This is a genomic window from Proteinivorax tanatarense (assembly GCF_040267685.1).
Lineage (GTDB): Bacteria > Bacillota > Proteinivoracia > Proteinivoracales > Proteinivoracaceae > Proteinivorax > Proteinivorax tanatarense.
The window spans coordinates 2366075-2392032 of the sequence record NZ_CP158367.1 but is presented as its reverse complement, the minus strand read 5'-3'; the positions used below and the strand labels follow the sequence as shown (position 1 = coordinate 2392032).

At 34.1% G+C, this 25958-nt stretch carries 24 protein-coding genes; all 24 read left to right on the top strand.

What is annotated here, in order from left to right:
• Positions 1–9 precede the first annotated feature (9 nt).
• The 24 genes from hemL (at position 10) to PRVXT_RS11645 (ending at position 25954) form a co-directional block, all read left to right on the top strand.
• Complete coding sequence (gene hemL, locus PRVXT_RS11760; protein ID WP_350343060.1) at positions 10–1302, top strand: glutamate-1-semialdehyde 2,1-aminomutase; 1293 nt, start codon at positions 10–12, stop codon at positions 1300–1302.
• Entirely contained in the window at positions 1299–1922 is a 624-nt protein-coding gene (locus tag PRVXT_RS11755; RefSeq protein ID WP_350345155.1) for a CbiM family transporter, read from the top strand. The genes hemL and PRVXT_RS11755 overlap by 4 nt, the downstream gene beginning before the upstream one ends.
• Before the next feature lie 14 nt (positions 1923–1936).
• Positions 1937–2641 carry an energy-coupling factor transporter transmembrane component T family protein gene (locus PRVXT_RS11750; RefSeq protein WP_350343059.1) on the top strand — a complete coding sequence of 235 codons (705 nt, stop codon included), beginning with the start codon at positions 1937–1939 and terminating at the stop codon, positions 2639–2641.
• Positions 2642–2645: 4 nt separating this feature from the next.
• Entirely contained in the window at positions 2646–3446 is an 801-nt protein-coding gene (locus tag PRVXT_RS11745; protein ID WP_350343058.1) for an energy-coupling factor ABC transporter ATP-binding protein, read from the top strand.
• Complete coding sequence (locus PRVXT_RS11740) at positions 3443–3865, top strand: hypothetical protein (protein ID WP_350343057.1); 423 nt, start codon at positions 3443–3445, stop codon at positions 3863–3865. The genes PRVXT_RS11745 and PRVXT_RS11740 overlap by 4 nt, the downstream gene beginning before the upstream one ends.
• Complete coding sequence (locus PRVXT_RS11735) at positions 3865–4536, top strand: precorrin-8X methylmutase (protein ID WP_350343056.1); 672 nt, start codon at positions 3865–3867, stop codon at positions 4534–4536. Before PRVXT_RS11740 ends, PRVXT_RS11735 begins: the two co-directional genes overlap by 1 nt.
• On the top strand, positions 4517–5632 hold the full coding sequence (gene cbiD, locus PRVXT_RS11730) for a cobalt-precorrin-5B (C(1))-methyltransferase CbiD (RefSeq protein WP_350343055.1): 1116 nt from the start codon (positions 4517–4519) through the stop codon (positions 5630–5632). Before PRVXT_RS11735 ends, cbiD begins: the two co-directional genes overlap by 20 nt.
• Positions 5625–6257: a precorrin-6y C5,15-methyltransferase (decarboxylating) subunit CbiE gene (gene cbiE, locus PRVXT_RS11725; protein WP_350343054.1), complete on the top strand. Its 633-nt coding sequence runs from the start codon at positions 5625–5627 to the stop codon at positions 6255–6257. The genes cbiD and cbiE overlap by 8 nt, the downstream gene beginning before the upstream one ends.
• Positions 6250–6843, top strand: coding sequence for a precorrin-6Y C5,15-methyltransferase (decarboxylating) subunit CbiT (gene cbiT / locus PRVXT_RS11720; RefSeq protein ID WP_350343053.1), 594 nt, complete (start codon positions 6250–6252; stop codon positions 6841–6843). Before cbiE ends, cbiT begins: the two co-directional genes overlap by 8 nt.
• Before the next feature lie 13 nt (positions 6844–6856).
• Positions 6857–7555, top strand: a complete 699-nt coding sequence (cobI, locus tag PRVXT_RS11715; protein WP_350343052.1) for a precorrin-2 C(20)-methyltransferase — start codon at positions 6857–6859, stop codon at positions 7553–7555.
• Positions 7556–7557: 2 nt separating this feature from the next.
• The gene (cobM, locus tag PRVXT_RS11710; protein ID WP_350343051.1) at positions 7558–8316 is read left to right on the top strand and encodes a precorrin-4 C(11)-methyltransferase; all 759 of its coding nucleotides are present in this window, start codon (positions 7558–7560) and stop codon (positions 8314–8316) included.
• The gene (gene cbiG / locus PRVXT_RS11705) at positions 8273–9346 is read left to right on the top strand and encodes a cobalt-precorrin 5A hydrolase (RefSeq protein WP_350343050.1); all 1074 of its coding nucleotides are present in this window, start codon (positions 8273–8275) and stop codon (positions 9344–9346) included. The genes cobM and cbiG overlap by 44 nt, the downstream gene beginning before the upstream one ends.
• The gene (gene cobJ / locus PRVXT_RS11700) at positions 9339–10091 is read left to right on the top strand and encodes a precorrin-3B C(17)-methyltransferase (RefSeq protein ID WP_350343049.1); all 753 of its coding nucleotides are present in this window, start codon (positions 9339–9341) and stop codon (positions 10089–10091) included. Before cbiG ends, cobJ begins: the two co-directional genes overlap by 8 nt.
• Entirely contained in the window at positions 10088–10861 is a 774-nt protein-coding gene (locus PRVXT_RS11695; protein WP_350343048.1) for a cobalt-precorrin-6A reductase, read from the top strand. Before cobJ ends, PRVXT_RS11695 begins: the two co-directional genes overlap by 4 nt.
• 25 nt (positions 10862–10886) lie before the next feature.
• On the top strand, positions 10887–11255 hold the full coding sequence (locus tag PRVXT_RS11690) for a sirohydrochlorin chelatase (protein ID WP_350343047.1): 369 nt from the start codon (positions 10887–10889) through the stop codon (positions 11253–11255).
• Positions 11256–11433: 178 nt separating this feature from the next.
• A complete protein-coding gene (locus PRVXT_RS11685) occupies positions 11434–12042 on the top strand; it encodes a copper homeostasis protein CutC (protein WP_350343046.1) in 609 nt (202 codons plus the stop codon).
• Between the two features lie 177 nt (positions 12043–12219).
• Positions 12220–13116: an ROK family protein gene (locus PRVXT_RS11680; RefSeq protein ID WP_350343045.1), complete on the top strand. Its 897-nt coding sequence runs from the start codon at positions 12220–12222 to the stop codon at positions 13114–13116.
• Between the two features lie 120 nt (positions 13117–13236).
• A complete protein-coding gene (locus PRVXT_RS11675; protein WP_350343044.1) occupies positions 13237–14622 on the top strand; it encodes a glycoside hydrolase family 1 protein in 1386 nt (461 codons plus the stop codon).
• Positions 14623–14717: 95 nt separating this feature from the next.
• Positions 14718–15395, top strand: a complete 678-nt coding sequence (locus tag PRVXT_RS11670) for a YesL family protein (RefSeq protein ID WP_350343043.1) — start codon at positions 14718–14720, stop codon at positions 15393–15395.
• A complete protein-coding gene (locus PRVXT_RS11665; protein ID WP_350343042.1) occupies positions 15395–18106 on the top strand; it encodes an alpha-mannosidase in 2712 nt (903 codons plus the stop codon). Before PRVXT_RS11670 ends, PRVXT_RS11665 begins: the two co-directional genes overlap by 1 nt.
• Before the next feature lie 12 nt (positions 18107–18118).
• A complete protein-coding gene (locus tag PRVXT_RS11660; RefSeq protein ID WP_350343041.1) occupies positions 18119–19423 on the top strand; it encodes a glycoside hydrolase family 125 protein in 1305 nt (434 codons plus the stop codon).
• A 15-nt stretch (positions 19424–19438) separates the two neighbouring features.
• The gene (locus tag PRVXT_RS11655) at positions 19439–22564 is read left to right on the top strand and encodes an alpha-mannosidase (protein WP_350343040.1); all 3126 of its coding nucleotides are present in this window, start codon (positions 19439–19441) and stop codon (positions 22562–22564) included.
• A 224-nt stretch (positions 22565–22788) separates the two neighbouring features.
• The gene (locus PRVXT_RS11650) at positions 22789–24432 is read left to right on the top strand and encodes a sensor histidine kinase (protein WP_350343039.1); all 1644 of its coding nucleotides are present in this window, start codon (positions 22789–22791) and stop codon (positions 24430–24432) included.
• Positions 24425–25954: a response regulator transcription factor gene (locus PRVXT_RS11645; protein ID WP_350343038.1), complete on the top strand. Its 1530-nt coding sequence runs from the start codon at positions 24425–24427 to the stop codon at positions 25952–25954. Before PRVXT_RS11650 ends, PRVXT_RS11645 begins: the two co-directional genes overlap by 8 nt.
• The last annotated feature ends 4 nt before the right edge of the window (positions 25955–25958 follow it).

The following is a 25958-nucleotide window of genomic DNA, read 5'->3' as shown; positions in this document are numbered from 1 at the left end:
GGTAATGTGATGGAAACACTATCAGAAAAAATGTTTGAACGGTCTAAAAAGGTCATTCCAGGAGGAGTTAATAGCCCAGCTAGAGCTTTTTCTTCTGTAAAAATGGAACCGCCATTTATAAAACGGGGAGATGGAACTTATATTTTTGATGAAGAAGATAATAGGTATATCGACTTTGTAGGATCATGGGGACCTCTGATTTTGGGGCACTGTGATAAAGATGTAGTAGATGGACTTCATCAAGTGATCAAAACGGGAACAAGTTTTGGAGCTCCCACAGCTATAGAAATGAAAATGGCAGAACTTATGGTTGATTCTCTACCTAACATAGATATGGTTAGAATGGTAAATTCAGGTACTGAGGCGACTATGTCTGCAGTTAGATTAGCAAAAGCCTACACAAAAAGAAACAAAATAATCAAGTTTGAAGGAAATTATCATGGACATTCTGAAGGTTTTTTAATCAAAGCTGGATCAGGAGCATTAACCCATGGAGTTCCGGATAGCTTAGGAGTACCTGCAGAGATAGCAAAACATACACTTACTGCCAGTTTTAACAATTTAGAAAGTGTAGAAAACATATTTAAAGCAAATCCCGAAGAAATAGCTGCAGTGATAGTGGAGCCAGTAGCTGGTAATATGGGTGTTATTGCTATGGAAGATGATTTTGCAAAAGGGTTAAGACAAATAACAGATAAATATGGAACTGTATTGATTTTTGACGAAGTAATGACTGGGTTTAGGGTTGGCTTTAAGGGAGCTCATGAATTATACCCAGATATTAAACCGGATATAACTTGTTATGGAAAAATAATAGGCGGTGGTCTTCCAGTGGGTGCCTTTGGTGGAAAGCAGCAAATAATGTCTCTGCTAGCACCGATAGGACCAGTTTACCAGGCAGGCACCTTATCGGGGAACCCCTTAGCTATGAGGGCAGGATATGAAACTTTACTTAAACTGAGGAACAATCCACAAATTTATGATAAATTAGATAAACTTGCCTTAAGATTGGAAAAAGGTATTAGAGAGGCAGCAAAATTAAGCGATATTGATATAACGGTAAACAGAGTCGGTGGAATGATTTCAATGTTTTTTACAGATAAAGAGGTGAAAAACTTTGAAGATGTCAGTAAAGCTGATAATGAACAGTTTATAGCCTACTTTAAAGAGATGCTTAATTCAGGAGTTTATCTTCCACCATCCCAGTTTGAATCGCTGTTTCTAAATGCAAAAATGGATAATGAGCATATTGATTTTACAATAGAAAAAGCAAGAGATGCCTTTAAAAAATTAACTAGATAGCAATTGAAAGAGGAGGGAAAATTATGCATATCGCCGATGGAGTTTTAAGTACTGAAGTGGCTGTGGGGACATCGGTAGCTGCTGCAGGATTAATTGGGTATGCTTTATATAAAGTTAAAGAGGATGAAATACCTAAAATCAGTATTATGACAGCGGCATTTTTTGCTTTCGCTTTAATAAGTATCCCAATTGGTCCTAGCAGCGCCCACCCTTTGCTAGCAGGATTATTGGGCATAACATTAAAACGACGAAGTCCAATTGCCATCTTTGTTGGACTATTACTTCACGCCATGTTATTTCAACACGGAGGTATTACCACCTTAGGGGTAAACACTTTATTAATTGGAATCCCTGCTATTATTAGTTGGCAAGCATATGATTTTTTAAGCTCCAAACATAAAAATCCCGCCTTATGGGGCGGGGTAGTTGGAGCATTAGGGGTTATATTATGTACCACAATTTTGGTTGGTGTACTATGGATGACAGATGCTAGGTACCATGAAGGGTTTATATCAAATATAAACTTATTGATTTTAGCCCATACTCCCCTCCTTTTTATCGAGGGTGGCTTAACAGCTTTTGCAGTAAGGTATCTGTCAAAAAGCAAAAAGGTAATATAAGGGATGAAAGCTTTATGAAAGACAGAAGTTGGGCAGAACAATGGGAAGTTAGAATAAAAATTTCAACAATTTTTGTAACAGCTTTTATGATTATCTCTTTAGAGAACATTTTGATAATTTCTATAGTTTTTTTACAATGTTTAGCTTTATTGATGAGTAGCAAATTTTCATTAAAATTTATTTTTAAGAAGATTCTTTTGCCCCTACCCTTTTTGCTATTTATGGCTTTTCCTTTATTAATTGGACAAGGTTTTAAGGTGACACTAGAAAATATCCAGTTTATAAGTTTAATTTTTGGAAAGTCATTAAGTGTGTTTTTATTGATGCTACTGCTGATGTTTACAGAAAAGGACCAAGAGTTGTTATGGGGATTGAGTCATTTAAAGTTGCCTAAAACCATTTGTTCTGTCCTATTTATTTCCTATAGATACCTATTTATATTTAAAGAAACAATAAAAAACTGCTATAAATCTATAGTTTCAAGAGGATTTTCACCGAGAGCAGATTTAAAAACAATTAAAATATACGGTGAAGTGATGGGAGGAGTCATTCTAAGGAGTATAGGACAATCGGAGCGACTGTATAATAGCATGAAAAGCAGAGGCTTTTCCAAAGAATTTTATGTTCCATCTCCTCAAAGAATTCATCGTAAGGACTGGATTATTGGATGTGGAATAATAATTAACGTTTTATGTTTGATTTTAATTGATAAGTGGTGAGGATATGGATTATATAGAGGTAAATAACCTTAATTTTAATTACAATGATGACATCAAAGCCCTAAATAAAGTTAGTTTCTCAATCAAAAAAGGAGAAAAGGTTGTTATTTTAGGAGCAAATGGCAGTGGGAAATCTACTTTGATACAGCACTTGAATGGTCTTTTAAAGCCCCAGCAAGGCTCTATTTTAATCGATGGGGAGAAAATATGCTCAAAAAACGTAGCTAGAGTTCGTCAAAAGTTGGGAATTGTATTTGATAATCCTGAAGATCAGATTGTAGCTTCAACTGTAGGAGAAGACGTGGCGTTTGGCCCTAGAAATATGGGTTTAAACAACGGGGAAGTAGAAGAAAGAGTTAACAAATCATTAAGTGCTGTTGGAATCTCAGGCCTTAAGGATGAATATCCTTTTAACTTAAGTTTTGGGCAAAAAAAGAAAGTAGTTATAGCAGGAGTTTTGGCTATGAACCCACAGATTATAGTCTTTGATGAACCCTTTGCAGGATTGGATCCAGTTTCTAACCAAAATATGTTAAATATTCTTAAGGTCTTAAATGATAAAGGGCACACTTTAATTATTGCTACCCATGATGTCGATATAGCCTATACCTGGGGAGAAAAATTTTTGATTTTTCAAGAAGGAATGTTACTTAAAGTAGGAGGTGATGATGTTTTTTATGATAAAAGACTGTTAGAGCATGCAGGGCTGACTAGCCCTACATTAATTAGAGTATTTGAGGGTACCGATATTTGTGTCAAAAGTGTTAGTGTGGCAAATAAAATATTAAGGGAGAGATTGAGATGAACAATATGTTAATTAAGATTATTGCTGTGTTACTAGCTGTTATGGTGTTTTTGCCTTCAACAGCCTATGCTCACAGAATGGTAATTGAACCAAAGGAAGATGGCAAGGTTTGGGTAGGGTTTGATGATGGGACAACCTCTAGTTCTGTAGTAGTCAAAGTCTATGATAAAGATGGGGAATTATTAGAAGAAGGCAGCTTAAATAGCGAAGGACTTTTCAATTATGATGCCCAATCAGAAGCAGAAACTTTAATTGCGGAGGATGGAATGGGACACAGAGTAGAGTGGACTGTTGGTGATGAAGCAGCATATAGCGATAGCTGGACAAAATGGTTAAAAATATTAGGAGTAGTCATAGTGTTAGGTGGGGTAGCTTTCTTTTTTACTAAAAAAAATACATTGAAAAAAAGTCATAGTTAATGAAAAAACAAAAGGGTGATGAGGAGATGTTTATCAAAGATCCGAAAGGTATAGAAAATGAAAGTTTTAGAATAATTAGCGAAGAGGTTAATATGAAAGACCTCACTTTATTTGAGAAGTTGATTGTTACCAGGGTCATCCATACAACAGGGGATACGGGATATAAAGATTTGGTTAAAATTCATCCTAAAGCTATCAACAATGCTGCAAATGCTATGGAAAAAGGTTTAACTATATATACAGACACAAAAATGACCTTGTCCGGCATTAATTCAGTTAACTTTAAAAAGTTAGGCGGACAGGTATTCAACTTTACCCATGATGAAGATGTTAAACAAGCTGCACGAGAACGAGGCGAAACTAGATCCATGGTGGGATTAGAAAAAGCTTTTTTACAGAATGAAATTAACTTTTTTGCTATTGGCAACGCTCCTACAGCTCTTTTTCAGCTTATTGACTTAGTTAAAAAACATAATAAAATGCCTTCGTTAGTGGTAGGAGTTCCTGTAGGATTTGTTGGTGCAGCAGAGTCAAAAGAAGAATTGATAAAAAGCAATATCCCATATATTTCTGTGCGTGGTAGAAAAGGAGGAAGTCCAGTAGCCGCTGCAATTATAAACGGGCTTATGAAGATAAAGCTAGGGGAATATGATGGAGAGATATATAAATAAAAAAGGGAAAAAACTAAGATATGGATACACTACCGGGACGTGTGCAGTAGCAGCTGCAACAGCAGCTACTAAAATATTGTTTGATCAACAAAAACTAGAAACAATAAACGTTTCTACCCCTAAAGGTTGGACATTGCAATTAAAGGTAGAGGATATAGAAATTAAGGTCGATGAAGTTATATGTAGTGTTACAAAAGATTCTGGCGACGACCCTGATATAACCCATGGTATTAAAATTTATGCCAAAGTTAGAAAAAAGGACCAGCAAAATGGCATAACTGTAAAAGGTGGCAAGGGAATCGGTACTGTAACAAGGCCTGGTCTTTATGTACCTGTAGGGGAGAAAGCTATCAATCCAGTTCCAATGCGGTGTATCAAAGAAGAAGTAAAAAAAGTTTTGCCAGAAAACTGTGCTGTTGAAATAGAGATATTTGCTCCAGAAGGAGAAAAAATTGCCTTTAAAACGTTTAACGGAAAATTGGGGATAAAAGGTGGAATATCTATACTAGGGTCTACAGGCATAGTTGAACCGATGTCTGATGACGCTCTAAAAGATGCTCTAGCTTTAGAACTTAGAGTTGTTTCTAAAGAAAAACATAACAAAATAGTGTTATGCCCAGGTAATTACGGAAAAGATTTTGCACAACGTTTGGGGATAACTGATAAACCAATATTAAAAACCAGTAACTTTATAGGGTTTTTACTGGATAAGGCTGTAGAAGAAGAAATAAAAGAGATTTTATTTATAGGCCATATTGGTAAGATGATAAAAGTAGCTGGTGGAATTTTTAACACTCACAGCAATATTGCTGATGGAAGATTGGAAATTTTAGCTGCTCATTGTGCTTTGTTAAAAGAAGATAGAAAGCTAATTAAGATGATTATGGACAGTACAACCACTGAAGAAGCGATAGACTATGTATATAACGCTAATCTTCAGTGTGTATTTCCTCAGCTGGCAGATGCAGTTAGTGAGCGATGTAAAGAAAGAACAAACCATAAAATAAACATAGGTACAATACTTTTTTCGCAAAAATACGGAAAACTGGGAGCTTGTAACGAAGCAAAAAACATTTTGGGGGTTAAAAATGAGTAAAATTTTTATAGTTGGAATAGGACCCGGGCACAGTGATTATATTCTTCCTAAAGCTATTAAGACCATAGAAAAATGTGGTGTAATTATTGGCGGCAAAAGAAATCTAGATTCAATAAATCAAATAGCAACCTTAGAAACAAAGAAAAGTATAGTTATCGAAGGAAACTTAGTGGAGGTTAAAGATTATATATCCAACAATTATACTATCCAAGATATAGCAGTTGTTGTTTCAGGTGACACCGGTTTTCATAGTTTACTAAGTTATTTGAAAAAAAACCTTGCAAAAGAAATTAGACTAGAGGTTGTTCCCGGTTTAAGTTCTATTCAATACATGTATGCAAAACTTAAGCGACCGTGGCAGAATGCTTATGTTTCTAGTTTGCATGGTAGAAATATAGAAGTTGAAGAAATTGTCAATAAGCAAAAAGAAGTAATACTTCTGACAGATAAATACTGGAATCCTAACAAAATAGCACAACGTTTGATAGATAAAAACATTACTGATAAATGGATGTACATTGGATCTAACTTATCTTATGAAAATGAAAAAATCTTTAAGTTTAAAATTGAAAATGTACCTAATATTGACTATGGTCTAAATGTAGTGGTGATCTCTGATGAGTAAAATCTGGGAGTATAAAACTTATGGGATTCCAGACTGTATGTTTTATAGGGGAAAAGTTCCAATGACAAAGTCAGAGGTGAGGAGTATTACGCTGAGTAAATTGCAGGTAAAGTCAAATGATATTTTAGCTGATATAGGATCAGGAACTGGAAGTATTTCTGTAGAAATGGCTTTAGCGGCAGAAAAAGGAGAGGTTTATTCAATAGAAATTAACCCTGATGCTGTTAACTTAACAAAAAGAAATGCAGAAAAGTTTGGCATTGCAAACATGAAGATTGTTCAGGGGAAAGGATCAGTAGTTATTCCAGACCTACCTAAACTTAACGGTGTAGTTATCGGAGGTTCTAAAGGAGAATTGAGCCAAATATTTGACGGACTAGACCATAAGTTGGTTTGTGGTGGGAAAATAGTTGTTAATGTAATAACCATCGAAAACTTATATAAATGTGTTAAGTTGTTAAAGCAAAAAAACTATAAAGAAATTGATGTTACCCAGGTTTTAATTTCTAAAGGCGAATTTATAAAAGAATTAACAATGATGAAAAGTCAAAATCCTGTCTTTTTGATTACAGCAGTTAAAAGCTAGGGGAGGTTGTTTAATGGAAAAGATACTTTATGGGATAGGTGTTGGACCTGGGGATCCTGATCTTATAACTTTAAAGGCGATAAAAGCTCTTGAAAAAGTAAATGTGGTCATTACACCTAAAATTGATGACAACAACACAAGTATTGCTTTAGAAATAGCTAATAAATTTATAGGTGAAAAAACAAAGATTGTTCAGCTGGTTTTTCCTATGACCAACGATTCGGATAAACTTTCTAAAAGTTGGATTGAAAATGCAGAAAAAATCAACTATTTAATAAACACGCATAAAAAAGTTGCCTTTTTAACGTTAGGAGATCCCACCACTTATAGCACCTACATGTATGTATTACCTCATTTAAAGGATAAAGAAATTAAAATAGAAACTATTCCGGGAGTTAATTCGTTTTGTTCTATAGCTAGTAGAGTCAACACAAGCCTTTGCTCTGGGAATGAGACCATTTGTATTATACCTTTAATAGAAGAAAAAGAATTAAAGAATGCAATAGATACATTTGACAATATTATTGTTATGAAACCTTCTAAAAAAAACAAAGAGCTGGCCGATATATTAAAAGAAAAAAAACTAGAGAATAATTTTGTGTTAGTTTCAAAATGTCATCGAGAAGGAGAACTTATTTCATATGATATAGGTGATTTATATAAAAAGGTGCCATATTTGTCTACAGTTCTAATTAAAAGAAGAGGGGTATAAAGATGGGTAAAATTTTTTTTGTTGGAGCAGGTCCTGGCGACCCAGAGCTGATTACAGTTAAAGGTAGAAAAATAATAGAGCAAGCCGATGTTATTATTTATACCGGTTCTTTGGTAAACAAGGAAGTTATTTCTTGTCGTAAAAAAACTTGCAAAGCGTTGAACAGTGCTTCTATGACTTTAAAAGAAGTTATAACGGAGATAAAACAAGCTGTTGAGCAAAAACAGAGTGTTGTTCGTTTACATACAGGAGATCCAACCCTATATGGAGCTATACGAGAACAGATAGATATTTTAGAAAAATTAAACATTGATTGTGAAGTCGTACCGGGGGTAAGCTCTTTTACTGCGGCAGCTGCTACTATGAATAAAGAGCTTACTTTACCGGGGGTAACTCAGACTGTGATTTGTACAAGAATAGAGGGGAAAACTCCAGTTCCAAAGTTAGAAAACCTAGATGAGCTGGCAAAACATAAAGCGACTATGGCAATTTTTTTATCAGTTCAATCGATTGATAAAGTTGTAGAGAAACTTAGCAAATATTACTCAGCTTCTACACCAATAGCAGTGGTTCAGAAAGCTTCGTGGGATGATGAAAAAGTTGTTGTGGGAACTTTAAATGACATAGAGGAAAAAGTTAAAAAAGCTGGGATTTATAAAACTGCACAAATTTTGGTTGGAGATTTCTTGGGAAATAATTATAGTTTTTCTAAACTTTATGATGAAAATTTCCGTCATGAATATAGGAGGGGTTCTCATTAGTTGGGCTATAATAACTCTAACGGAAGGGGGACTAGCACAAGCTGAAAAAATTGCAAATCTACTTAAAGCTGACCATTCTGTAAAGATTTTTACTTCTAAGAAACTTGTTTATGGTAACTCAACAAATGATATAGATATAATTGAAGATAGTTTTACAAATTTTGTGGGGCGTATATTTTGTAGCTATCGCACAATAATTTTTATAATGGCCACAGGAATAGTAGTGCGAAGCATAGCACCATACTTACAACATAAAAAAAGAGACCCTGCTGTCCTAGTAATGGATGAAAAGGGGCAACATGTAATTAGTTTATTATCAGGTCATCTAGGGGGAGCTAATGATAAGGCAATTTATTTGGCTGATAAAATAAAGGCTCAGCCTGTAATAACAACTGCTTCTGATATAAACAAAACTATAGCAGTTGATATGTTAGCTAAAAAGCTAAATTGTTGGATTGAAAATTTTGAAACGGCAAAAGAAGTTACCTATCTATTGGTAAATAACAAGAAAGTAGGTATAAAAACAGAATTTATTATACCCGAAGAGTTTTCTATGGATTTACAAGGTGCAGAAGGGATAATCTATATTTCTAACAAAGAACCTCTCGATGAAAAGGATGTTAAAAGTACCTGGTTAATTCCCCAAAATATAGTTGTGGGATTAGGCTGTAAAAAAGGTGTTGGCTGGCAACAAATAGATGAGGTTATCAAAAACTATTTAAGCAAACTTCGGCTACACCCTAAAAGCATAAAAGCTATAGCTACAATAGACTTAAAAAAAGATGAAAAGGGAATAGTTAAAGCAGCTCAGAAAAGGAAGATCCCTTTAAAGGTATATACCAAGCAGAAAATTAAGCAAGTAGAGGATATGTTTGACCAGTCTAAGTTTGTTAAAAGCAAAGTCGGTGTTTTTGGAGTATGTGAGCCCTGTGCTTATTTAGCTTCAAATAAAACAGGGAAATTAATTTTACACAAGAAAAAAGAAAGCGGTGTAACTATAGCAATTTGGGAGGAGCAAAATATTGAGTAAAAAAGGGAAAGTTTATGCTGTAGGGATTGGTCCCGGTAACATAGAGCATATGACAATAAAGGCTTATAATACGATAAAAGATAGTGAAGTAATTGTTGGTTATAAAACTTACATTGATTTAATAAAGTCGTTAATCCATGATAAAGAAATAATTTCTTATGGAATGAAAAGTGAGAAAGAACGGTGCAAAAAAGCAGTTGATTTAGCAAGGCAAGGCAAAATAGTTTCTATAATAAGCAGTGGCGATGTTGGGATTTATGGAATGGCTGGGCTGTTATTGGAAGTAGCTGACCAGAACAAGTCAACAAAGACAATGGAAATAGAAATTGTGCCAGGGGTAACAGCGTCTGTAGCTGCAGCAGCTTCCATTGGAGCGCCGATAATGCATGATTATGTTTCCATCAGTTTAAGTGACTTACTTACTGACTGGGAAGTAATTGAAAAAAGGGTTGAAATGGCTGCAAGGGGAGATTTTGTAATTTGTCTTTATAACCCCAAAAGTAAAGGTAGGCAACGGCAAATAGAAATTGCCCACGATACTTTATTGAAGCATAAAAGTGAAGAGACAGTTGTAGCCATTGCAACAAATGTAAAAAGACAAAATGAAAAGATTACTATTACTACATTAAAAGATATGTTAAAACATTCTATAGATATGTTTACAACGGTAATTATAGGTAATTCTAAAACTCATATGTCTGTTGACGACCAGTTTATGGTTACTCCCAGGGGATATAAAATATGATTTGGGTGATGTCGGGAACAAAAGATGGTAGAAATTTAATAAACCGGTTAGCTGATAAAGGTTATAAGATGGTTATAACCACTGCTACACAATATGGGAGTAGTCTTATCCCCCAAACTGGAAATATGAAGATTATTACCCAAAGGCTAACTGCTGAGCAAATGGAATTAGTGATAGCAGAGCACGACATAAAAATTTTAGTAGACGCTACCCATCCCTATGCCACCTCTGCATCCCAAAATGCTATTTTAGCATGTAAAAGTATGTCAATAAAGTATGTTAGATATGAAAGGCCTTCTATTCTAGAAGGTAGAAAATTTAATCAATCACCTAAGCTAAAAAGATTCCCCGATGTAAAAAAAGCAGCTCAATGGTTGAAAAATAAAAAAGGAAATATACTTTTGACAACTGGAAGCAAAAACTTAGAAGAATTTACTCAGGTTATAGAAAGAAAAAGACTTTATATCAGAGTTTTACCTAGCCAAGGGGTTATTGGCAAGTGTGAGATGTTAGGTTTTAACTCCTCTCAAATCATAGCTATGGAAGGACCATTTACTCAGCAAATGAATCAACAAATTTATAAACATTTTGCAATTCAACACATGGTTACGAAAGATAGCGGAGATGTCGGGGGGACAAATGAAAAATTAACAGGAGCAATACTAGAAGGTGTAACTCCCATAATAATAGATAGACCGAAAATAAACTATCCTAATATATCGTCTAAGTTAGATGATGTTTTGGAGTATGTGGAAAAGTATTATAGTTGAAATATATATAAAGGAGCATATAAATATGAAAAAAGGACTGTTTATTCTAGCTCATGGTAGTAGAGCAGCTGAGGCAAACGACCAATTGTTTAGTATTAGTGAAAAAGCAAGGTTAAATAAAAAAAATGAGTTTGATTTGGTAGGATATGGCTCAATGGAGCTATCTAAACCTTCTTTTGCGGAGGGGATAAACACTTTAGTTAAAGAGGGGGCAGAAAGCGTAGTTATTGTACCGTTGTTTTTATTTAAAGGTAACCACATAAAAAAGGACATACCGAAACTGCTAGAAGAAATTAAAAAAGAACATCCCGGTGTTGAATTTAAGATGACTACGCCTGTAGGTGAGGATGACAGAGTAGTAGATATATTGTTGGATAATGCTGTTAAAGGATAAATAGAATAAGTTTTAGAGTGCAGTTTTTCTATAAAAGAGGAATTGTACTCTTTTTAATGTAAATAACTTTTATCAACTGTAATTATTATATATTTCTATCCTATAAGATGATTTTATAATGAATAGTCACATCGTTAGATATATAATTAATTTAAATAGGAAATGCGGAGGGGATTAAATGGTTTTTGAAGCTTGTGTTGGAAATTATAAAGAGGCTTTAGAAAATGAAAATCTGGGTGCTCATAGAATTGAACTTTGTAGCAACCTCATAGAAGGTGGCGTTACTCCAAGCTATGGCACTATTAAAAAGGCTGTTAGCACCTTAAAAATTCCAGTTATAGTTATGATAAGACCACGCCCAGGGAGTTTCGAATTTGATAAAGACGAAATACAAATAATGTTAGATGATATTAAAAAGGCTAAAGAGTTAGGGGCATACGGAGTAGCTATAGGTGCTTTGAAGGGCGATAAAATTGATATAAAATCAACTAGAATGCTAGTTGAGGAAGCCAAACCTTTAAGAATAACATTTCATATGGCTTTTGATGAAGTTAACGACCAGTTTAAAGCTATGGAGCAGCTTATAAAATTAAACATAGATAGAATATTAACAAAAGGTGGGAAAGAAAGTGCTTGGGAAGGCAAAGAAAAGCTTAGAGAGTTGGTTTGTCATGCCCGAGGCAGAATTATTATTATGCCTGGTAAAGGAATTACTAAGGATAACAGGGAAAGTTTACAAAAATATACAAAAGCTTTGGAAGTTCATGGTACTAAAATAGTTAAATAGGTTATTGTAAAATGGACAGATTTTAAACACATAGACACTCTGGGTTTATTTCTAAGTGATATGTTATCTCTTAGGCACAAATTGATATTCTTAGGAGTTATCCACAATAAAAAGATATATCAAGCATTGTCGAATTTTACAATCGCCAAAATAGTTAAAAACCAGGAGGGGGATAAAGTGAAAAACTATATGGCTTTTGATTTGGGAGGAACAAACTTAAAATACGGAGTTGTCAATCAACATGGAGAAATCGTTGACAAAGGGATAACTCCCACTCCACGAAAAGATATAAAGGATCTTATAGACTTGATGGGAAAGCTGACAAAGGACTTTGCGGCAAAGTATAAAATAGAAAGCGTAGCTTTAAGTTGCCCAGGAACAGTTGACAATAAAGAGGGTGTTATAAGAGGAACTTCCGCAATACCTTATATCCATGGGCCAAATATTAAAGAAATATTAGGTGCAAAAACAAAATTAAAGGTTTATATGGAAAATGATGCTAACTGCGCTGCCCTAGCTGAGCTGTGGCAGGGGGTTGCAAGGGAATGTAAAGATGTACTATTTATTATTTGTGGAACTGGTATAGGGGGGGCAGTAATAAAAAATAAACAACTCCATGTAGGACAAAATTTACATGGGGGAGAATTTGGCTATATGCTGGCAGAAAAAGACTTTAAAAAAGGGAAATTTAAAAACTGGAGTGAGGTAGCTTCCACAAATGCATTAATAGAAAATGTTGCTCAACGCAAGCAGATTAAAAGCTGCCAGTTGGATGGAGTAGAGGTATTTAAGTTAGCCGCTAAAAATGATAAGGAATGTTTAGAGGCTATAGATGAGTGGTATATGCAGTTAGCTGTAGGAATATATAACCTACAATACATATATGACCCAGAAATGATTATAGTAGGAGGGGCAATTAGTGCAAGAGACGATTTAGATAAACAAATAAGCCAAAGATTAAAAACTATATTAGACAAGTTAGGTTATGCTGAGGTTATGCCTAATGTAAAAAGATGTGCTTTGAAAAATGATGCTAATTTAATAGGAGCTGTATATGGGGCTTTAAATTGTTAGGTGTTATTTTTAAAGTTTTTATGTTTATTTTAAAGGAGTTGGAGCAAAGTTATTCCAACTCCTTTTTTTTATAGATATTATTAACATGAGACTAACTATTGAAAATGGGAGGCGTAATAAATGACCAAAGAATTCCCGAAAGGATTTTTGTGGGGTGCTGCAGCTTCTGCTCAACAACTAGAAGGGGCCAGTAGTGAGGCTAAAAAAGCAAAAACAGTATGGGATTACTGGTATGCAAAAGAACCAGATAAGTTTTATCAAAAGAGAGGTCCTGAGCATACTTCTAACTTTTATTATAGATATAAAGAAGATATAGTTTTGATGAAAAATGTAGGGTTTAATTCTTTCAGAACTTCAATATCTTGGGCGAGGTTAATTCCCGACGGAAAAAAAGTAAATAAGGAAGCGGTAAGTTTTTATCGAGACTTGTTTGAAAGGTTAAACAAGGAGGGGATAAAACCAATAGCTAACTTATTCCATTTTGACATGCCATTAAGGTTACATAAAATTGGAGGGTGGGAAAATAAAGAGGTTTTAGAGGAATTTTATTATTATGCTAAAGTGGCATTTGAGACTTTTGGAGACCTTGTATTTGATTGGGTTACATTTAATGAGCCAATTGTTCCCATAGAAATGGGTTATCTCAACGATAAACACCTTCCAGGGATTTGGGATATGGAAAGGGCGATGCAAGCTGGTTTTAATACTATGGTTGCTCATAAAAAAGCGGTAAAAGCTTTTAAAGAAGCAAATATAGAAGGTGGGAAAATAGGTATTATATTAAACCTAACTCCTAGTTATCCTAAAGGAGAAAATGTAGAAGATATTAGAGCAGCAGAAATTGCCGATGCCTTCTTTAACAAAAGTTTTTTGGACCCTGCTGTTTTAGGAAGATATCCTAGAGTAATAAGGGATGTTCTGAAAACTGAGGGGATAAAAGTAAATTATAGCCAAGAAGAACTTGACCTTATAAAAAACTATAAAGTTGATTTTCTAGGAGTTAATTATTATCAGCCTAGGAGGGTTCAAAAAGGCGATTCTAAGTCAAATTTCAAGCAAGGGTTTGAAAAGTATTTTAGAAGTTACAAGTGGCCAAAAGCAAAAATGAATCCCCATAGAGGATGGGAGATATATGAAAAAGGGATTTATGATATAGCTATAAACTTAAGAGATTGCTATAGTAATATACCATGGTTTGTAGCAGAAAATGGTATGGGTGTTGAAGGAGAAGAAAAATTTATTAAAAATGGGATGGTCATGGATGATTATAGGATAGAATTTATGAGCGAGCATTTGACCTGGTTACACAAAGCTATTCAAGAAGGCAGTAACTGCTTTGGATATCACGTTTGGACCTTTATAGATAATTGGTCATGGTTAAATGAATACAAAAATAGATATGGATTGTATAGGGTGGATTTGTTAAACCAGAAAAGAACTATCAAAAAAAGTGGGCGTTGGTTTTATAATTTAGCTACTACCAACAAATTAATTGAAAATAACTAATTCTAGTTTTTACCATACTTCTGTAGCGATACAGTTACCAGTTACAAAGAATAGCGACAATTTAAGAATATTAAGCTTATAACTAAGTGTTAAGATTGGCAATTATTATTTTAGATGATAAAGGGGGACTTTTAGTGTTTACCCAACTTGGCAATGTTTTTACTCAAGCAAGTCTTTGGGTTTGGAGGATAATGCATCTAAATTGGGCATGGATTTTACACACCATTTTGGGGGGAGTAGTATTAGGGCTATTTCCTGCTACATTATCTATGTTTTATATCTCTAAAAAATGGTTAAAAGGTGGAATTGATGACGGTATTTGGAGAGAGTTTCACCGTTATTATAAAGAAAATTTTTGGGTGGCAAACGGGCTAGGTTGGGCTTACGCTTTTGTGGGGGTTTTCCTAGTTTGGGACTTGTATATTGTTACTCAAATTCAAGGTTTTTTTCCTTTGTTGTGTATGATTGCTATTATCTTTGCTTTAATATTTTATGTGTTTGCTTTTTTTTACCTTTTTTCCTACTATGTTTGTTTTAAAGGAAGTTTTAAAGACTACCTATTCCAGCCATTTATTATAGGTTTACTAAACTTAAGAGGAAACACTACAATAGCGATAGGTATTATTATGATATGCTATTTAATTTATCAGTTGCCAGGGCTAGTTCTCTTTACTGCTGGTGTTATGCCTAGTTATTGGATAATGAAAGTTTCTTTAAATAATTTTAAAAAATGGATATCTGAAGAAGAATGTAAAAAAATGGAGGTGCTATAATGAGTAACGAAAAAACAGCTCATATTATTTCACATTCTCACTGGGACAGAGAATGGTATATGAGTTTAGAAGAACATAGATATCATTTAGTGGAACTTATGGATGACTTACTTGACATGTTCAAAAATAATCCTGACTTTCATAGTTTTCACCTAGACGGACAAACAATTTTAATTGATGACTATTTAGCAGTTCGTCCGCAAAAAAAAGAAGAGGTAGAGCATTACATAAAAGAAAACAGGTTAATAATAGGACCATGGTATGTGCTGCAAGACGCCTTTTTAACAAGTTCTGAGGCAAACATAAGAAATCTGTTATACGGTTTAAAAGATACAAATAAATATGGGCAAAAAGGCCAGATAGGATATTTTCCTGATACTTTTGGTATATACGGTCAAGCTCCTCAGTTATTAAAGCAAGCGGGAATAGAAGTAGCTGCTTTTGGGCGAGGAGTAACCCCCACAGGCTTTAATAATCAGGTGTTTCACAGTGATGATTATTCGTCACCTTTTTCAGAATTGAAATGGGAATCACCTGATGGGTCTGAAGTGTTGGGGATTTTGTTTGCAAATTGGTATTCTAATGGAAATGAAATTCCTGTTGAAGAGCAAAAAGCGAAAGTTTATTGGGAAAAGAAGCTGAATGAGGTAGATAAGTTTGCTTCTACGTCAGAATTGTTGTTTTTGAATGGCTGTGATCACCAACCGCTACAAAAAGATATAACTGAAGCGATTTCTATAGCTAACCGACAAAACTCTGAAGTAGTCTTTAAACATTCAAGTTTTGAAAATTATATCCGCAATCTTAAAAAGCATCTTTCCCCAAACTTGCAAACCATAAAAGGAGAATTGCGCAACCAAAAGACAGATGGTTGGGCTACTCTAGTTAATACAGCATCATCTAGAGTATATCTAAAAGTCCAGAATGACTACTGCCAAACGTTGTTAGAAAAAAGGCTAGAACCTATGGGGATATTTGCTATTAACAAAGATAGATACAGAGATTATAGTGAATTTTATTGGAAAATGCTTATGGAGAATCACCCCCATGATAGCATCTGTGGATGTAGCGTTGATGAGGTTCATAAAGAGATGGAAACTAGGTTTTTAAAAGTTAAGCAAGGGGTTGAAAAAGTTTCCACTGAGTTGGGGAATAGCTTTGCAGTGGAAATAGATACAAACCATGCAAACAAGGATGCTATCCCTTTTGTAGTATTTGATACTTATGGGCACCAACATAAGAAGGTACTAACTAAAAAGTTCCATCTAAAGAAAATTTATTTTGATGAGATGAGTTTCAAAGAAATTCCAAAAACCTTAGAAAGGTTAAGCCTTCCCAATTTTGTCGTAGAAAGAGCAGATAATAAAGTAGTAGATTGTGCAGTTAAAGATTTAGGGATTAAGTTTGGTTATGACTTGCCCAAAGACGGCTTTAGAAGACCTTACTACGCTAAAGAAGTAGAAGTGACATTTTTATATGACTCTAAAAGAGCTGTCGGCTATGAAAGGTGTTTTCTAGTACCTCATGAGAAGGATGTTATCAAAAGTAGCCCAAATATCTGGGATTCCAAAAGTAAAACATTAGAAAATGACAACATTGCTGTTGCTATAAATGAAAATGGTAGTTACACCGTAAAAGACAAGAATACCAACAAGGTATATAGGCAATTAGGAATTTATGAAAATACAGGAGATATAGGTAACGAGTACATGTACAAGCAGTCCGGTGATGAGCTGACTGTAACAAGTGAAAACAATAGATGTGCATTAGAGGTGGTGAATAACACGTCTTTATCAGCCACAGTAAGACTGACAAATACCTTAGAAATACCAACAAAAGCTGATGATGCTTTGAAAAAAGAAAAAAGCAGTTTAGTTTGGCATCCGGATAGAAAAGCAGAGAGAGGGAAGGAAAAGAGTACTATTGTTATAGTTACAGAGTTAAAGTTAGAAAAACAAGGCAAAGGATTAAAGGTTACCGTAAATGTAGATAACAACGCAAAAGATCATAGGCTAAGAGCTTTGTTTCCCATTGGAGAAACAGCCGAATACCATTTCGCAGATAGTATTTTTGAAATAGCTAAGCGACCTAATAACCCAGCTTCAACTTGGGAAAACCCATCTTTTGATCATCATATGCAAAGATTTGTAAGCTTAAATAACAAATATGGCCTAACCATTGCCACCAAAGGACTTCATGAGTACGAAATAGTTGATAATAGTACAATTTGTGTTACTTTGCTTAGATCAGTTGGAGAGATGGGAGACTGGGGACATTTTGAGACTCCAGAAGCACAATGTTTAGGAGAAAATAAAGTGGAATTTATGCTAATACCACATAAGGATGATGTTATTTCCAGTAACTCTTATTTAGACGCCTATAGCTTTCCATACAATCCTTTGATTTTACAACAAAAACAAAGTAATGGATCTGTTGACAAACAAAGCAGCTATTTAACTTGGAATGGCAAAGGACTAGTGCTCACAGCGTTAAAAGCAGGTGAGGGTGAAAATGAGATAATAGCTAGATGGTATAATCCCACTGAACAATGTATAAGCCTGGAGGTTGAGAGTGCAGGTAAACACAATGAAATATTTAAATCAAATATTGTTGAGGAAAAGTTAGAAAAAATAGGTGAGAAAAAGGGCGTCATTGAGGTGAAGCCCCATGAAATAACAACAATTATTTCCAATTCAAAAATTACAAAATAAGGGGAGAGCAAGATGGAAAACTTACCAAACTCATTTAACGCAATACTATCTAAGGTTAAAAATAAATATAAAAATGATCCAGACACATATAAGCTGTTTGAGAACTGTTTTTTAAATACTTATCAAACCACATTAAAAAAGGATGAGCAAGGAGTGTTTGTTATAACAGGTGATATTCCCGCTATGTGGTTAAGAGACTCATCTGCCCAAATAAGGCCCTATTTAACTGTAGCTAATGAGGATAAAGAAGTTGCTGAGTTGATAAAAGGAGTAATTGAGAGGCAATGGGAATATATTCTTCACGATCCTTATGCTAATGCTTTTAATCAAAGTCCCAGTAAAGATGGGCATCAACAGGATTTAACTGAAATGAGTCCACTTGTTTGGGAACGCAAATATGAGGTGGATTCGCTGTGTTACCCAATTCAGTTAACTTACCTTTACTGGAAGGCAACTGGAGATAACAGTATACTGAGCGATAAACTTAAAAAGGTGATAGAAACTGTATATGATCTGTGGAAAACAGAGCAGGAACATGAAGAAAAATCCCCTTATAGGTTCCAGCGTAAAGATTGTCGTGTGTCAGATACTTTACTAAGAGATGGAAAAGGAGGGGATTCTGTAAAAACAGGGATGACTTGGTCTGGATTTAGGCCTAGTGATGATGCTTGCCTGTATGGGTATTTAATTCCAGCTAACATGTTTGCTTGTGTATCCCTAGGCTATGCCCAATGCATGTTGGAACAAATGGAAGAGTCTACTTTAGCGAACAAAGTGAAAGTACTAGCAGAAGAAATAAAGGAAGGTATAGAAAAATACGGTAAAGTTAATCATCCAATTTTTGGAGATATGTACGTTTATGAAACAGATGGCAAAGGTAATGTTAATTTAATGGATGATGCTAATGTGCCCAGCTTACTTTCAATACCGTATTTAGGCTATACTGACTTTGATGAGCCTACCTATTTAAATACTAGAGAGTTTATATTAAGTAGACATAATCCATATTACTATGAAGGTGAAGTAGCTAAAGGTATTGGGAGTCCTCATACTCCAGATCATTATGCTTGGCATATAGCTTTGGCTATACAGGGCATGACGGCTACTAAAAAAGAGGAAAAAGATAAAATACTGGAGCTTTTCAAAAACACCCATGGGTCTACATATTTTATGCATGAAGGGTTTGATGTTGATAACTCCAAAAAATTTACTAGATCGTGGTTCGCTTGGGCAAATTCAATGTTCAGTGAGTTTGTTCTAAGTCAGATAGGTATATATGTACCTTCAAGCCCTTTAGAAAAAGCAAACAAAAAATAAACGGGGAGGAGTTATATGTTTTTTAAAATTGAGAAACTAGAAAACCGTATCAACGAACTAGATAGATTAAGGTATAAAAATATAAAGATGATAGAGTCATTTAAAACCTATAATCCAACAAAAGGTGAAGAAAATAGATTACCTACAAATTACTCTACAGAAGTTTTAACAGTCAACGATCATTGGGCTGGTAGGGATAAATATTTATGGCTTAATACTAATATAAAATCTATCCCTTTATCAAAAGATAGTCGTCAAGTGCTATTTTTGGACTTAGGTCGCACTGGTGGTGGAAATAACTCAGGTTTTGAAGCCTTATTATATCTCAACAAAGAGCCATTTCAGGCAGTTGACTGTAACCATAAAGAGGTTATCCTGCCTAATGCTGGCGATAAAATGGAACTGGATATATTACTTTGGTCAGGACTAGAGGGTGGGGGGCACCCTCAGCAACAATTTTATCGCATAAAAGAAGCGTGGCATGGACTTTTAGATAAAAAAATTGATAGCCTTTATTATTTATCGAAAGCGGTTTTACAATCAATAAAAGTTTTAGATGAAAATGACCCATCGAGAGCTAAACTTCTAACTTCTCTTAATGATGCCTTTTTAGTGATAGACTGGACCGAACCCCAAAGTGAAGAATTTTATCAATCAGTTTATAAGTCCTTGGATATTTTAAAAGCAAAGGTTAATTTAAAATCTGCCAATAAACAGAATATTAACATTCATACAATAGGCCATTCCCACATTGACTTAGCGTGGCTTTGGCGAGTGAAACATACTAAAGAAAAGGCAAAAAGAACATTTACAACCGTTCTGAGATTGATGGAACTTTATGATGACTATACTTTTCTGCAAAGTCAACCACAATTATATCAGTGGATAAAAGATGAAGAGCCAGAATTGTATAAAAAAATTAAAGAAAAAGTAGCTAATGGTCAGTGGCAGGTGGAAGGAGGAATGTGGGTTGAAGCAGATTGCAATATTCCATCTGGAGAATCTTTGGTAAGACAACTTTTATACGGTAAAAAGTTTTATTTAGATGAGTTTGGAAAAGATAGCAAGGTTTTATGGCTTCCCGATGTATTTGGTTATAGCTGGGCATTACCTCAGATATTAAAAAAATCAGGCATAGAAACTTTTGTAACTACAAAAATCAGTTGGAATCAATATAATAGGATGCCTCATGATACCTTTAAGTGGAAAGGTATAGATGGTAGTGAAGTTCTAACTCACTTTATTACGACCCCGGAGCCAGGCAGGGATGAAAACTCTTGGTTTTATACCTATAATGGTTTAATAACTGCTGAAACCTTAAAAGGTATTTGGAATAAATACCGTGATAAGGAAATCAATAATGATTTGTTATTGGCTTATGGATACGGAGATGGTGGTGGCGGCGTAAATAGAGAAATGTTAGAAATGAAAAATCAGTACAATAAGGTAGATGGTATGCCTAAAGTACAATCCACAAACGCCGAAAAATATTTTGACAAACTACATGAAAATTTAGATCACAGCAATGGATATCTTCATACATGGGATGGTGAACTTTATTTAGAGTACCACCGAGGAACATATACAAGTCAAGCCAAAGTAAAACAAAAAAACCGTCAGCTAGAAAATGAGTATAGAAAATTAGAACTGATATCTGTTTGGGAAGGGTTTAAAAATAAATTTAAACAATACCCAAAAGAGTTAATTGAAAAAGGCTGGAAAAAGATATTATTAAATCAATTCCACGACATAATACCGGGTTCATCCATCAAAGAAGTTTATGAGGATTGTCATAAAGATTATCAACAAGCAGAAGAAATTAAAAACCAAATCATGACAAATAAAATAGAAACTATCGTTGTTAAAGAAGATAACGTAGTAAGTTACTTTCATCCTTTACAATATAAGGGAGCGATTGTGGTAAAAGTTCCTAAAGAGAACAACCCTGAGAGTTTAAATTTTTGGTTAGAAGATAAACCTTTAACTGCACAAAAATTAGAAAATGGTGATTTTTTAGTGTTAGTTGATGAGGCAAGACCTCTATCATTTGGAAATATAGCTTTAAAAGAAGCTGAGACTGAAAAAAGTAATCAACTGAGCTCTGTAGAGTTGCATAAACAATTCTTGAGCACTCCTTATTATGAAATAAAGTGGGATAGTCAAGGACAGTTAACTAGTATTTTTGATATAGAAGCTGGTAGAGAGGTATTAAAAGGCAAAGGAAATGTGTTTAGGATTTTTGAAGATAAACCAATGGCTCATGATGCCTGGGACATTGATTTATTTTATAAAGAAAAAAGCAGCAAGGTTGGAAATCTAAAAGAGTGTTATGTTGAAGAGAATGGAAAAATACGAACCACTATTGTATTTAAATGGCAGTGGAAAAATGTATCTATTACTCAAAAAATGCACTGTTACTCTTATACTAAAAGAATAGATTTTGAAACAATTGTCGATTGGGACGTAAGGCAAAGACTTTTAAAAGTTGAGTTTCCGTTGGATATCAGATGCACAGAAGCTATTTATGATATCCAATTTGGAAATGTTACTAGACCTAATAACTGGAATACATCTTGGGACATGGCCAGATTTGAATCAGTAGGGCATAAATGGTCTGCTATTTCTGAAACAGATTATGGAGTTGCTTTAATGAATGATAGCAAGTACGGATACTCAAACAAGGATAATGTGCTACAATTATCGCTGTTAAAAGGAGCTGTACACCCTGACCCCAATGCAGACGAAGGACAGCACTACTTTACTTACTCAATTTTCCCCTTTGGTGGGCTCAAAAATAAATGGGAGGTTGAGAAAGAAGCTGCTTATCTAAATACCCCTATAGAAGCTTTATCCGGTGGAGCAAAAAAAGAGTTCACTGCTCCTTTTATAGAAATCGATAAAGAAAATGTCGTTTTAGATGCTGTAAAGATTTCTGAATGGAGTGATAACAAAATAATAGTGAGGTTCCATGAAATGGAAGGTGCTAGATCTAAAATAAAAGTTAAATCTTTGTATGAAATTGATAACTGGAAAGAAGTAAACTTAATTGAGAATGAAAGCTTATCGCCTTTGCACCATGGACCAATAGAGTTAGAATTTTCACCTTATGAAATAAAGACTATAGAGGTAGAGTTTAAATAATACCAAAGACAAAACAGAGATTATAATCTCTGTTTCTTGTCGTTAAAACGTGCAGGGATTTGCATAAAAAAATTGAATTATATAAGTATATATAAATGAAAAAAATAAAGTAAAAATGTAAAATAGTGGGTGTAATTATGCAAGCTTTTAAGTTAGCAAAAAAAATAAAAGTTAGGATGTTTTATAGGGTATTTTTTACCTACTCCACCATAATTCTTTTAACTATGGCATTGCTTTTTTTATTTGTTTGGAGTTATTATTCTGAACTGATTATTCAAAGAGAGCTGTACCAAAGAGAAAACATTATAAAAGAAGTTAAGTCTGAGCTTGCATATAAGCATGAGTTTACCAAACAAGGGGTAAGACAGTTATATTTCGAAGAAGACTTAATTGAGGATTTAGTTTTTGCGTTACAGCATGATTATCAGGATTACTTAGAATATAGATTAAATAAGTTTGCTGAAAGTGATTCTTTTGTTCCATATAATTTTGACCTATTTATAAAAAATTATTATTCCAGAAATCCTGATATTGTGGCATTGCAAATCCAAAATGAAGTGCTAAACACGCAATACCAATATTTATTTGACCATAGTAGTTGGTATATAAGTGAAATGAATGATGATGTTGATGCCAAAGAGAGATTTTATACAGTAAAGGTATCGATTAACGACCCTGTTTCTTTGGAAAGAATTGGAACCATGACTGCATATTATAGTTATCAAGGGTTTGATAGAGTGTTATCTAGGGTAGATGAACCTTTAAAAGGGTCAGTAACCTTAAGTAATAAAGAAGGGAAAAACTATTATACTTATGGAGAAAAATATAAAGAAATAAGTCCTGAGTTTGGTTCTGGTAATAAAGAACTGAAATCAGGAGGGACTTACTTTGTAAACTCTTCAGTTGAGCCAATGAGTGAGGTTATGGTAACCTCCATACTGCCTAGAAACGAAGTAAAAAACTTGCGTGGATATGGGTTTAGAGTGGTTTTAATGACTTCAGGGTTAGCGTTTATAGCTATAGCTATTCCTTATTTTTCTTTGAGAAGTTATTCTAAAAGGGTAGATGAGATTATTGGCAAAATGAAAGAAGTTCAAAATGGAGACATGAAAGCTAGAATCTCCAATGTTAAGGTTTGTGATGATCTCTCTATAATTGCTCATACGTTTAATGAAACACTAGATACCTTAGATGACTATCTAAATAAGATGTACTTTTCAAAGCTAAAGCAAAAAGAGGCAGAATTAGCTCACTTACAAGCACAAATAAACCCCCATTTTTTATACAACACTTTAGAAGCTATACGAATGAAATCAATGGCTGAGGGAGGACAAACTTCTGCTAAAATGATTGTACAGTTGTCCAAAATATTTAGACATTCCTTAAATAAGGCGGAAATGGTAACTATACGGGAAGAAATAAATCATGCCTTTGAATATATCGAATTATTTAAAAATCGCTTTCCTAATCAACTTATTTGTAGATTTGAAGTAGGGAAGAAGGTAGAAAACTGCTATGTAATCCCTTTTATATTACAACCATTAATAGAGAATTTTTTGATGCATGGCTTTAAAAGGGATAGAGATGATAATAAACTTTTCATTAAAATAGAAGAAGAGAGACAGCAGTTATCGATAATAATTGAAGATAATGGAATCGGTATAGACAGCAGAAAGGTAAAAGAAATAGAAAAGAAAATAAACAACTTAGATAGCGATTCTGAGTCTATAGGACTTAGTAATGTCAATCAAAGGATAGTGCTAAAACATGGTGAAAACTACGGTGTAAAAATAGAAAGTGAATATGGCTGTGGAACTTTAATTAAAGTAAAGTTACCAATTATAAAAGAGGTGCAAAGCTATGGTTAAAGTGATGCTTGTTGATGATGAACCGTTAATACTGGAAGGACTTAAAAATATTATAAACTGGGAATCTTTTGGTTTTAAAGTCGTTTCTATAGCTTCTCACGGAAAAGAAGCTATAGAAAAATATAAAGCTAATCCTGCTGATCTTGTAATAACAGATGTAAAAATGCCTAACATGGGAGGGTTAGAATTAATTAAAGCCTTAAAAGCAGAAAATAATGAGGTTAAATCAATCGTACTATCTGGGTTCCAAGAATTTGATTATGTTAAAAAAGGTTTAGAGCTTGGAATAGAAAATTATTTGCTAAAGCCAGTGGACCAAGAGGAGCTTTTATTATCTTTAAAGGGTGTTAAAGAAAAGATAAATAATACATTGATACAGCAAAAATCTAGTTTAGTTATGCGGGATCAGGGGCTGTGGCGATGGATCAATGGACAAATGAGCTTTGATGATTTAAGGCAAAGGCTATCATTTTACACAGGAATGGACATTACTTTTCCTATAAATATTGGACTGTTAAAGATTGAGTGCCAGCAAAGTAGTGAAATACTCATTAACAGACTCCAGAAAGAAATGGAAAAGAGAGAAAAAACTATAGCTGTGGTATCCCCTTTGGGGCACATGTTTTTCTTATGGTGTGGCATCGATGAAGATAAATTAAAAGAAGAAATTGCTGACTTAAAAAAAAGGTTAAAAAAGGATACTGAAAAAGGTGAATACATTTTAGTTTATAGTAAGAAAGTAAAAGAACCAGAGAAAATACACGATGCTTTTAAGGAAATTGAAATGGCTAGTGAATTGAAAATGCTTCTGCCTAAACAAGAGCATAAAAATATTGATTACATTTACTTTAAAGAATCGAAAAATGTTAAAGAAGAACACACCTACTTAAGTAATCATCTAAGCCAAGAAATAATTGAAAAGATTACAGAGGGGGAATATGACTTAGTAGAAAAAGAACTGGGAAAAACATTTGATTACTATAATTCCCAAAATTTAAAGGTTATAGTAAAAAGCATATTATTGGAACTATTATTTTTTATCAAGAATAACTTCTTTCTGCAGTTAGAACATGAACAGTATGTAAAAAAAGTCCATGCTATACTAAACCTTCAATCGGTTGAAGAGGCTAAAATTACCCTAACTCACTGTATTGAGCTTTTGGAGACCTCAAAAATTGAAGATAAAAGCAAACACAGCCCTATTATAGAAACTATATTAAAGCATATTCACCAAAACTATGCAGAAGATATGTCCTTAAAAACACTAGGAGCTCTTTACCATATAAGCCCAATTTACTTGGGGCAACTATTTCAAAAAGAAGTCAACTATTCTTTTACGAAATACTTGAACAGCGTCCGAATAAAGAAAGCTAAAGAATATCTTTTGAACTCATATGAAAAAGCTGGCTCTATAGGAAATAAAGTTGGTTATGCAGACCCTGCTTACTTTTACAAACAGTTTAAAAAGCAGGAAAAGATGACGCCTTCACAGTGGAGAAAAAAATATACTAAAACAGGCTAACCTT

Coding starts and splice junctions, on each gene's coding strand:
- hemL (WP_350343060.1), top strand. CDS start 10: ATGGAAACACTATCAGAAAAAATGTTTGAACGGTCTAAAAAGGTCATT.
- PRVXT_RS11750 (WP_350343059.1), top strand. CDS start 1,937: ATGAAAGACAGAAGTTGGGCAGAACAATGGGAAGTTAGAATAAAAATT.
- PRVXT_RS11745 (WP_350343058.1), top strand. CDS start 2,646: ATGGATTATATAGAGGTAAATAACCTTAATTTTAATTACAATGATGAC.
- PRVXT_RS11740 (WP_350343057.1), top strand. CDS start 3,443: ATGAACAATATGTTAATTAAGATTATTGCTGTGTTACTAGCTGTTATG.
- PRVXT_RS11735 (WP_350343056.1), top strand. CDS start 3,865: ATGAAAAAACAAAAGGGTGATGAGGAGATGTTTATCAAAGATCCGAAA.
- cbiD (WP_350343055.1), top strand. CDS start 4,517: ATGGAGAGATATATAAATAAAAAAGGGAAAAAACTAAGATATGGATAC.
- cbiE (WP_350343054.1), top strand. CDS start 5,625: ATGAGTAAAATTTTTATAGTTGGAATAGGACCCGGGCACAGTGATTAT.
- cbiT (WP_350343053.1), top strand. CDS start 6,250: ATGAGTAAAATCTGGGAGTATAAAACTTATGGGATTCCAGACTGTATG.
- cobI (WP_350343052.1), top strand. CDS start 6,857: ATGGAAAAGATACTTTATGGGATAGGTGTTGGACCTGGGGATCCTGAT.
- cobM (WP_350343051.1), top strand. CDS start 7,558: ATGGGTAAAATTTTTTTTGTTGGAGCAGGTCCTGGCGACCCAGAGCTG.
- cbiG (WP_350343050.1), top strand. CDS start 8,273: ATGATGAAAATTTCCGTCATGAATATAGGAGGGGTTCTCATTAGTTGG.
- PRVXT_RS11695 (WP_350343048.1), top strand. CDS start 10,088: ATGATTTGGGTGATGTCGGGAACAAAAGATGGTAGAAATTTAATAAAC.
- PRVXT_RS11690 (WP_350343047.1), top strand. CDS start 10,887: ATGAAAAAAGGACTGTTTATTCTAGCTCATGGTAGTAGAGCAGCTGAG.
- PRVXT_RS11685 (WP_350343046.1), top strand. CDS start 11,434: ATGGTTTTTGAAGCTTGTGTTGGAAATTATAAAGAGGCTTTAGAAAAT.
- PRVXT_RS11675 (WP_350343044.1), top strand. CDS start 13,237: ATGACCAAAGAATTCCCGAAAGGATTTTTGTGGGGTGCTGCAGCTTCT.
- PRVXT_RS11665 (WP_350343042.1), top strand. CDS start 15,395: ATGAGTAACGAAAAAACAGCTCATATTATTTCACATTCTCACTGGGAC.
- PRVXT_RS11660 (WP_350343041.1), top strand. CDS start 18,119: ATGGAAAACTTACCAAACTCATTTAACGCAATACTATCTAAGGTTAAA.
- PRVXT_RS11655 (WP_350343040.1), top strand. CDS start 19,439: ATGTTTTTTAAAATTGAGAAACTAGAAAACCGTATCAACGAACTAGAT.
- PRVXT_RS11650 (WP_350343039.1), top strand. CDS start 22,789: ATGGCATTGCTTTTTTTATTTGTTTGGAGTTATTATTCTGAACTGATT.
- PRVXT_RS11645 (WP_350343038.1), top strand. CDS start 24,425: ATGGTTAAAGTGATGCTTGTTGATGATGAACCGTTAATACTGGAAGGA.